Origin of the sequence: [Clostridium] aminophilum DSM 10710 (genome assembly GCF_000711825.1) — a bacterium.
Taxonomy (GTDB): domain Bacteria; phylum Bacillota; class Clostridia; order Lachnospirales; family Lachnospiraceae; genus Clostridium_R; species Clostridium_R aminophilum.
Genome location: NZ_JONJ01000034.1, coordinates 1 through 2,900 on the forward strand (window position 1 = coordinate 1; position 2,900 = coordinate 2,900).

General features: G+C 44.3%; 3 protein-coding genes. 1 reads left to right on the forward strand and 2 read right to left on the reverse strand.

The annotated features are described in order from the left end of the window. A partial coding sequence (locus BR86_RS0113575) for an IS256 family transposase (protein WP_031474777.1) occupies positions 1–1,053 on the reverse strand: 1,053 nt, incomplete at its 3' end. A gap of 922 nt (positions 1,054–1,975) precedes the next feature. Next, complete coding sequence (locus tag BR86_RS0113585) at positions 1,976–2,224, reverse strand: hypothetical protein (RefSeq protein WP_031474779.1); 249 nt, start codon at positions 2,222–2,224, stop codon at positions 1,976–1,978. A gap of 191 nt (positions 2,225–2,415) precedes the next feature. Between BR86_RS0113585 and BR86_RS16705 the strand changes: the two genes are divergently transcribed. Then, positions 2,416–2,688, forward strand: a complete 273-nt coding sequence (locus BR86_RS16705) for a transposase (RefSeq protein WP_051684829.1) — start codon at positions 2,416–2,418, stop codon at positions 2,686–2,688. The last annotated feature ends 212 nt before the right edge of the window (positions 2,689–2,900 follow it).

The window sequence follows — 2,900 nt, forward strand, 5'->3', positions numbered from 1 at the left end:
TTGACCGTCCGGGAAAGCCCCAATCGCTTTTGTACGGCGCTTGATTTCCCGGTTAACCCGTTCTGTTGTATTGTTGGTTGGATCTTCGGTTGGATAGTCCATGTATGTGAGCGTCTCTTCGATGCCTTCTTCAACTTTATGCGCAGCTTGGGAAAGCTTCATTTCACGAAGCTTTTCAGCAACAGCGGCTACTTTGGTGCGTGCCGCCTCCTTGCTTTCCTGCGCATGTATTGCTTTCAGCATCATAGAGACAGTTCGCATCTTGGTTCTTGGCGTGACAGTAAATACATTTCTGTAGAAATGTACGGTGCATCGCTGATAGCGTGCATCAGGAAAAACTTTCGGGATGCTCTCCAGCATGCCGAGGCATTTGTCTCCAATGATGAGGCGAACGCCCTTCAAACCTTTTTCTTTGAGCCAGACAAAGAAGTTTTTCCAGCTTTCATGATCCTCTTTCATGCCTTCAGCGGCACCAAGAATCTCGCGGAAACCTTCATTGTTTACGCCGATTGCCACAAGGACGGATACATTCTGGATTTCTCCGCCCCAACTGCGTTTAAGGTATACTCCATACACATAAACGTAGGGGTATTCTTCGGTAAGCGGGCGTGAACGCCATTCTTCAATGTGTTCATCTGCCTTTTTGTTGAGGTTACTGATCGTTCCGGGAGAAACCTTGCTTCCCCAGAGTGCTTCTGTAATATCCTCGACACGGCGCACGGAAACACCGGCCAGATACATCTCAATGAGAGCTTCTTCGACGGAACATTCACGACGCTTGTAGCGTTCGATGATCGCTGTTTCAAACTGAATTCCCTTTAGTTTTGGGACCTTGAGTGTGACATCGCCGGACGTAGTCGTAAAATTTCTCTCATAATGCCCAGAGCGGTACCCTTTTCGATCACCGGAACGCTCGTATTTATCAGCATTTACAAGCTCATCGGCTTCGTGATCAAGCAATGCATTGAGGTTTTCCTCAACACTATTCCGTACCAGATCTTTCAGATTGTTCTTTATGAGATCTTCATTAAGCTGTATAATGTTATCAGACATAGCTATTGTCTCCTCGGTGGGTTTGGTGTGGTAACTTAATTTTACCGACGGCAATAGACTATGGCTATTTTTTATATGAAATTGAATTTGCGAAACATATTATACGTTATCCTTTGCATTGTCACTCTGCTCACGGTTGGAATGATGTGTTAGGGAGACACGACGGTCTTTTGGACGTATTCATTGCAGCTGTCGCCGGAACCGTTGTGATGACAGCCCTCTTGCTGAAGCTATCCTCGACCACATCAAGCACGATGCCTACAAGATCAACATCGTTTCGTCCGATCCTGCCAACTACCGTTCCATGAGAGAGGTTTATGGATTGGATCCTGCACTGAGCGAATAATGAAACTCATTAACTGGCGTCCCCATCCTGGAAAACTATTTCTCCGGGATGGCGGCTCCGCCACACACACCGGTTTCCTTATGTCCGGACTCGCGGTTTCCGGTCCTCCGGACAGGCGGTTTCACCGCATCGGTATATCCAAAGAACACAATTATTACTCGCAAACCCGGATATGGATACCTTAGAAATCATACAGGCTTTTATCGAAAAACCAACGTATGATTCAAGCAATCGCTCCTTGAACTCGATCTGGCACGTTCTGATATCACCTACAAGAAAGCTCAAGCAAAGTATGCTAATCTGATCCTGTCAACTACCGCTCTATGAGAGAAGTATACGGACTGGATCAGTCACTGAGCAAAAATTACAACTGAGCCATTGACGACTGACATTATGACGATCTTATTCCACAGGATGGTGGCTCCGCATTCGTCAGTTTTCTGATTATCTTTCTGTTGACAGTCGTATACTTCTTCTCCGGGCAAGGCAGATCATCGAGAAGGTTCTTGCGTTACTTGGAATATAGCGGTAAAAATCCCTCATTTTCAATGATTTAGTGTAACTATTTTGCAAAATTTACATATCAACATATTTCCCAAGAACTTTGTGTAATTCATCAGTAAAATAAAATGGCTTGATTGTCTGAGCTGGATTCAAGTTTTCTTTCGTTATCTGCTTAGTATGTTCAAAATTTCCAAAATCATGCAACGCACGCTGAACATCTCTTAGATCCATTTTTAATTCTTTGGCAATATCCCTCTGACGCATGCTTCGATCGTACATCTTAATCATTTGATTCAACAATTTATCACACTTCTCGCACATTGTTCTTCCTTCTTCCTATAATGTCAAGTTGCTATCGTAAAGATTTAGTCGGATTTAGAAAAATACAAAAGGGCACACCTCTTTGTGATATGATGTTAAGCACGAACAAAACACATATACAAAGAAAGCTTCCCATGTTTTATAGTATATAGCATTTCGAAGAAGTTAGCATCAATGTTTTTCAAGAGGCAGTGAAACCCCTGTGTGTCAGAATAGTTGTCAGTGAGTTTCCCAACCTCTTGAGGAAGGATTATCTCAAAGAAGGAAAGGACCTACCAACTTTGCATTACAGCAACGAACTGAAGGAAGTCCTACTCCGCAGGATGCTTCCACCAAACAATGAATCGATTCACAAGATTGCCAGAGAAGAAGGCATTTCTGAGCAGAACCTCCGTAACTGGAGAGATAAGGCTCGCGCCGAAGGCATTGCTACACCCGGAAAGGATGCGGTCGCTGATGAATAGAGCACTCAGGATAAATTCCTGATTGTCGTTGAAACAGCTACCATGTCTGAGGTTGAGCTTGCCGAGTATGCCCGCAAGAAAGGACTCTTTGTCGAGCAGATTATGGCCTGGCGAGATGATAGTGTCAATAATTTTTCGCAAATTCATTTTCACCCGTCGGCTCACCATCGTTAACTGACTGCAGACTGATCGTCAACCTTGCGCTGAAGTTC